At 72.7% G+C, this 6,135-nt stretch carries 7 protein-coding genes; all 7 read right to left on the reverse strand.

What is annotated here, in order from left to right:
- Positions 1-340 (reverse strand): argininosuccinate synthase domain-containing protein (locus ABZ749_RS26965; protein ID WP_357232733.1); only part of this gene is annotated, 340 nt, incomplete at its 3' end.
- On the reverse strand, positions 337-852 hold the full coding sequence (locus tag ABZ749_RS26970) for an arginine repressor (RefSeq protein WP_355009159.1): 516 nt from the start codon (positions 850-852) through the stop codon (positions 337-339). The genes ABZ749_RS26970 and ABZ749_RS26965, both read right to left, overlap by 4 nt.
- Positions 849-1,802, reverse strand: coding sequence for an ornithine carbamoyltransferase (argF, locus tag ABZ749_RS26975; protein WP_357232735.1), 954 nt, complete (start codon positions 1,800-1,802; stop codon positions 849-851). The genes ABZ749_RS26970 and argF overlap by 4 nt, the downstream gene beginning before the upstream one ends.
- Entirely contained in the window at positions 1,799-3,028 is a 1,230-nt protein-coding gene (locus ABZ749_RS26980; RefSeq protein ID WP_357232737.1) for an acetylornithine transaminase, read from the reverse strand. The genes argF and ABZ749_RS26980 overlap by 4 nt, the downstream gene beginning before the upstream one ends.
- Positions 3,025-3,930: an acetylglutamate kinase gene (gene argB, locus ABZ749_RS26985; RefSeq protein WP_357232739.1), complete on the reverse strand. Its 906-nt coding sequence runs from the start codon at positions 3,928-3,930 to the stop codon at positions 3,025-3,027. Before argB ends, ABZ749_RS26980 begins: the two co-directional genes overlap by 4 nt.
- Before the next feature lie 114 nt (positions 3,931-4,044).
- Complete coding sequence (argJ, locus tag ABZ749_RS26990) at positions 4,045-5,217, reverse strand: bifunctional glutamate N-acetyltransferase/amino-acid acetyltransferase ArgJ (RefSeq protein WP_357232741.1); 1,173 nt, start codon at positions 5,215-5,217, stop codon at positions 4,045-4,047.
- A partial coding sequence (argC, locus tag ABZ749_RS26995) for an N-acetyl-gamma-glutamyl-phosphate reductase (protein WP_357232744.1) occupies positions 5,214-6,135 on the reverse strand: 922 nt, incomplete at its 5' end. The genes argJ and argC, both read right to left, overlap by 4 nt.

Raw genomic sequence — 6,135 nt, forward strand, 5'->3', positions numbered from 1 at the left:
CGATCGTGCCGCCGTGCGTGCGCGCCGCCGCCACCAGGTGCTTGACGATCAGCGGCCGGGACAGCGCCGACACCAGTGGGTAGCGGTCCATGTAGAGCGCGTTGGCCCGGATCGCCGGCAGGCAGTAGTCGGCGGCGAACTCGTCGCGCGCGTCCACCACCTCGGACTCGGCGGCGCCGCAGTCCAGGGCACGCTGCCGGATGGCGTCGAGATCCTCACCGCCCTGCCCGACGTCGACCGCGACCGCGATCACCTCGGCGCCGGTCTGCTCCGACAGGTACGGAATGGCGACTGAGGTGTCCAACCCGCCGGAGTACGCGAGCACGACCCGCTCGGTCATGACGTGGTGTTCCCTTCAGCGGTGTCGTCCCGGCGGGCCCAACCGGCGAGCTTGTCTCCGAGCGCGGCCCCACCGACGGCCTCACGGGCCACGACGAGGATGGTGTCGTCGCCGGCGATGGTGCCGACGATCTCGGGCAGGCCCGCCCGGTCCAACGCGCTGGCCAGGTACTGGGCTGCGCCCGGCGGTGTCCGCAGCACGGCGATGTTGCCGCTGGAGTCGACCCCGTTGAGCAGTTCGCGCAGCAGCCGTACCAACCGGGCCGGCGCGGCCTCGGCGTCGCGCAACGGCCGCTGCCCGTCCTCGGGAATCAGGTAGACGGCCGGACCGTCGCCGCCGCGCACCTTGACCGCGCCCAACTCCTCCAGGTCCCGCGAGAGGGTGGCCTGGGTGACGCCGACGCCGTCGGCGGCGAGCAGATCCGCCAGCTCGGTCTGCGACCGGATCGGCCGGTCGCGGATCAGCTCCACGATCCGGGCGTGCCGGGCCGCGCGAGTCAGCGGCGCGGTCATCGCGGCCCTCCGGTGGCGGCATTGCCGTTCGCGAGCTCCAGCAGGAACGTCAACAGCGCCTTCTGGGCGTGCAGCCGGTTCTCCGCCTGGTCGAAGACAGCGCTCTGCGGGCCGTCGAGCACCTCGTCGGTGATCTCCTCACCGCGGTGTGCGGGCAGGCAGTGCAGCACGATCGCGTCCGGTGCGGCCTGACCGAGCAGCTCCTTGTTGACCTGGTACGGCAGGAACGGGGTGATCCGGTCCAACCCGTCGGACTCCTGCCCCATCGACGTCCAGGTGTCGGTGGCCAGCACGTCAGCGTCGCGTACCGCCTGGGCCGGGTCGGTCAGCACCCGCACCGACCCGCCGGTCTCCGCGGCGATCTCAGCGGCCCGTCGCACCACCGCCTCGTCCGGCGCGAACCCGGCCGGGCCGGCGATCCGCACGTGCATCCCGGCCGTCGCCCCGGCCAGCAGGTACGACTGCGCCATGTTATTCGCGCCGTCCCCCACGTACGCCAGGGTGCGCCCGGCCGTGCCACCGCACCGCTCCCGGATGGTGAGCAGGTCGGCCAGCAGCTGGCACGGGTGGAAACCGTCGGTGAGCGCGTTGACCACCGGCACGGTCGCGCCCGCCGCCACCTCGGCGATCCGCTCGTCACCGTGGGTCCGCAGCACGATCGCCGCGACGTAGCGGGACAGCACCCGCCCCGCGTCGGCGAGCGACTCCCCGCGACCGAAGTGGGTGACCTGCGTGTCCACCACCAGAGGGTGCCCGCCCAGCTCGGCGATCCCGGCGTCGAACGAGATCCTGGTCCGCAGGCTCTGCTTGTCGAAGAGCACCGCCACCGAGCGGGGGCCGACCAGCGGTCGGTGGCCGAACCGGTCCGCCTTCATGCCCGCCGCCAGGTCGAGGACAGCGGACTGTTCAGCCGGCGAAAGGTCGTCGTCGCGCAGGAAGTGCCGGGTCATCGAGTCGTCCCCGTCGTGGTGGTCAGTGTGGCTGGTGCGGTCTGCGCGCCGGCAGCGGCCGGGGCGGTCGCGTCCAGTGCTGCGGGCAGCGCCGCGAGGAACGAGTCCGCCTGGGCGGCGGTGAGGATCAGCGGTGGGGCCAGCCGGATCACACCCGGCTGCACCGGGTTGACCAGGAAGCCGGCTTCCCGCAGCGCCTCGGCCAGCACCGACGACACCGGCGCGGTGAGCGCCACACCGAGCAGCAGCCCGGACCCGCGTACCTCGCCGATCAGCGGGTGGCCCAGCGCCTCGATGCCGCGCCGCAACCGCTCGCCGACCCGCTTGACGTTGTCGAGCAGGCCCTCGTTGGCGATGGTCGCCACCACAGCGAGCGCCGCCGCGCAACTGACCGGGTTGCCGCCGAACGTGGTGCCGTGCGAGCCGGGCGTGAGCAGGTCCGCGGCGGGGCCGAAGGCCAGCGTCGCACCGATGGGCAGACCGCCACCCAGCCCCTTGGCCAGGGTGACCACGTCCGGCTCCACACCCTCGGCCTGGTGCGCGAACCAGTGCCCGGTACGCCCCACACCGGTCTGCACCTCGTCGAGGACCAGCAGCGCGCCGTGCCGGGCGGTGATCCGCCGGGCCTCGGCGAGGTAGCCGGCCGGCGGGACCAGCACGCCGTTCTCCCCCTGGACCGGTTCCAGGATCACCATGGCGGTCGCCTCGGACACGGCCGCTTCGAGGGCGGCGACATCGCCGTAGTCGACGTGGGTCACCTCGCCGGGCAGCGGCCGGAACGGGTCGACCTTGGCCGGTTGACCGGTCAGCGCGAGGGCGCCCATGGTGCGGCCGTGGAAGCCGCCCCTGGTGGCCACCACCTGGGTGCGGCCGGTGCGCCGGGAGAGCTTGAACGCCGCCTCGTTAGCCTCCGCGCCCGAGTTGGCGAAGAACACCCGGCCCGGTCGGCCGGCGAGCGCCAACAGCAGTTCGGCGAGGGCCACCGGCGGCTCGGCCACATAGAGGTTGGAGACGTGCCCAAGGGTCGCGACCTGCTTCGACACCGCCGCCACCACCGCCGGGTGGGCGTGACCGAGGGCGTTGACCGCAATGCCACCCACCAGGTCCAGGTACTCCCGGCCCGCGTCGTCGACCACGACGGCACCGTGACCGGAGACCAACGCCATCGGCGGCGTGCCGTAGTTGTCCATCATGGACTGCTTCCACCGCTGCGCCAACGTGCTCATGTCACGTCCGTCCCGTCTCCCGGCACCACCATCGTTCCGAACCCTTCCGAGGTGAACACCTCAAGCAGCGTGGAGTGCGCCACCCGGCCGTCGACGACGTGCGCGGCGGGCACTCCCCCACGCACCGCTCGCAGGCACGCCTCCATCTTCGGCACCATGCCCGACTCCAGGCTGGGCAGCAGCTTCGCCAGATCGTCCGCGGCGATCTCGGAGACCAGGCTGCTGGTGTCCGGCCAGTCCGCGTACAGGCCGGCCACGTCGGTGAGCACGACCAGCTTGCGGGCCCGCAACGCGATGGCCAGCGCGGCGGCGGCGGTGTCCGCGTTGAGGTTGTGCAGCACCCCCTCCACGTCCGGCGCCACCGTGGAGATCACCGGAATCCGACCCGCCTCGATCAGGTCGGTCACCGCGGACACGTCGACCGACTCGACGTCCCCGACCTGACCCACGTCGACCGGCACCCCATCCACGTACGCCGGACGCCGCACCGCGGTGAACAGCCGCGCGTCCTCGCCGGAGAGGCCGACGGCGTACGGGCCGTGCGAGTTGATCAAACCCACCAGCTCCCGGCCCACCTGACCGACCAGCACCATCCGGACCACGTCCATCGCCTCGGCGGTGGTCACCCGCAGACCACCCCGGAACTCGCTGGCGATGCCGAGGCGACCCAGCATGGCGGAGATCTGCGGACCGCCGCCGTGCACCACCACGGGCTTCAGGCCGGCGTAGCGCAGGAAGACCATGTCGGCCGCGAACGCCCGCTGCAACTCCGGATCGGTCATCGCGTTGCCGCCGTACTTGACCACGACCGTCGAGCCGGTGAAGCGCGCCAACCAGGGCAACGCCTCGATCAACGTCTCCGCCTTGACCTGGGCACGAGCCAGATCGCTGCTCAGGCTCACCGCACCAGCCTTCCGTTCGCGACTGCGGGACTCCGCTGCGCTGCGTTCCTCGCGCTCACCGCGCCCGCCTTCCGTTCGCGACTGCGGGACTCCGCTGCGCTGCGTTCCTCGCGCTCACGTGGAGTACGCCGAATTCTCGTGCACGTACGCGTGGGACAGGTCGTTGGTCCAGATCGTGGCGGCCGACGTACCCGCGTGCAGGTCGATCCGGATGGTCACGTCCCGCCCGGTCAGGTCGACCTTCGAGCGGTCCTCGGCGGCGGCGCCGCCCCGGCACACCCACACCCCGTTGACCGCCACGTCCACCTCGTCCGGCTCGAACGCGGCGGCGGTGGTGCCGACGGCGGCGAGGATCCGACCCCAGTTCGGGTCGTTGCCGAACAGCGCCGTCTTGACCAGGTTGTTGCGGGCCACCGTACGGCCCACCTCGACCGCCTCGTCCTCGTCCGCCGCGCCGACCACGTCGATGGCGATCTGCTTGGTGGCGCCCTCGGCGTCAGCCACCAACTGCTGGGCCAGGTCGTGACAGGCCGCGGTGACGGCGGCGGCCAGCTCGGCCGGCGTCGGCTCGATGCCGCTCGCGCCGCTGGCCAGCAGCAACACCGTGTCGTTCGTGGACATGCAGCCGTCGGAGTCGACCCGGTCGAAGCTGACCCGGGTGGCCGCCCGCAACGCCTCGTCCAACGTCGCTGGCCCGGCCACCGCGTCCGTGGTCAACACGCAGAGCATGGTGGCCATCCCGGGCGCGAGCATCCCCGCGCCCTTGGCCATGCCGCCGACCGTCCAGCCGCTCCCCCGGATCACAGTGGTCTTCGGCCGGGTGTCCGTGGTCATGATCGCCTCGGCGGCGGCCCGGCCACCGTCGCGGGACAGCCGACGGATCGCCGAGCGGACGCCCGGCAGCAGCTTCGGCATCGGCAGCCGCTCACCGATGAGGCCGGTCGAGCAGACCGCCACATCACCGGCGCCGAGGATCAACCGGGGGCTGACCGAGGTCAGCGCGGCGGCGGTGTGCTCGGCGGTGGCGTGCGTGTCCTGGAAGCCGGCCGGACCGGTGCAGGCGTTGGCGCCACCGGAGTTGAGCACCACGGCGCGGACCACACCGCCCTGCACGACCTGCTGGGTCCAGCGCACCGGCGCCGCCCTGACCCGGTTGGTGGTGAAGACACCGGCTACACCGGCGTCCGGGCCGTCGTTCACCACCAGGGCCACGTCCGCGCCGCCGCCGGTCTTGAGGCCGGCGGCCACACCGGCCGCTCGGAACCCCCGAGGGGCGGTGACACTCAAGGGGTGACTCCCCAGATCGACAGGCCCGTCGTCTCCGGCAGGCCGAGCATCAGGTTGGCGTTCTGCACGGCCTGACCGGCCGCGCCCTTACCCAGGTTGTCCAACGCGCTGACCACGATCAGACGACCCGAGTCGACGTCGACGGTGGCCTGCAGGTGACACGAGTTGGAGCCGAGGGTCGCGGCCGTGTGCGGCCAGCGGCCCTCCGGCAGCACGTGCACGAACGACGCGTCAGCGTACGCCCGGGCCAGCACCTCCTGCGGGTCGACGCCACGCGCCGGCACCGCTGTGACGGTGGCCAGGATGCCGCGCGGCATCGGCGCCAGAACCGGGGTGAACGACAGCCCGGTCGCGCCGGTGGCCTGCTTGATCTCCGGAACGTGCTGGTGGGTGCCCACCCGGTACGGCGACAGGTCGCCCATCACCTCGCTGGCCAACAGGTGCGCCTTGGCCGCCCGGCCCGCGCCGGAGGTGCCGGAGGCGGCGACCACCACCACGTCGGCGGGGTTGGCCGCGCCGTCGGCGATCAGCGGCGCGAGCGCCAGGGTGATCGCCGCGGCGTAGCAACCGGTGTTCGCCACCCGGGTGGAGCCGGCGATCAGCTCCCGCTGACCGGGCAACTCGGGCAGGCCGTAGGTCCACTGCCCGGCGTGCGTGCCGCCGTAGTACTGCGCCCAGGCGTACGGGTCGGCCAGCCGGTGGTCGGCACCCAGGTCGACGATCCGCACCTCGGCCGGGAGCTGGGCCGCGAGAGCCGCCGACTGTCCGTGCGGCAGGGCCAGGAAGACCAGGTCCGCATCGGCCAGGACCGCCGGATCGGTCTCGCCCAGCACCAGGTCGAGCCCGGTGAGCTGCGGGTGCACCACGTCGACGCGGTGCCCGGCCTGGCTGTGCGCGGTGGCGGCGACCAGGTCGAAC

Origin of the sequence: Micromonospora sp. NPDC047753 (assembly GCF_040642735.1) — a bacterium.
Classification (GTDB): Bacteria; Actinomycetota; Actinomycetes; order Mycobacteriales; family Micromonosporaceae; genus Micromonospora.

Bases quoted from the DNA above. Each gene is read 5' to 3' on its own strand.
- ABZ749_RS26970 (WP_355009159.1), bottom strand. From the start codon at position 852: ATGACCGCGCCGCTGACTCGCGCGGCCCGGCACGCCCGGATCGTGGAG.
- argF (WP_357232735.1), bottom strand. From the start codon at position 1,802: ATGACCCGGCACTTCCTGCGCGACGACGACCTTTCGCCGGCTGAACAG.
- ABZ749_RS26980 (WP_357232737.1), bottom strand. From the start codon at position 3,028: ATGAGCACGTTGGCGCAGCGGTGGAAGCAGTCCATGATGGACAACTAC.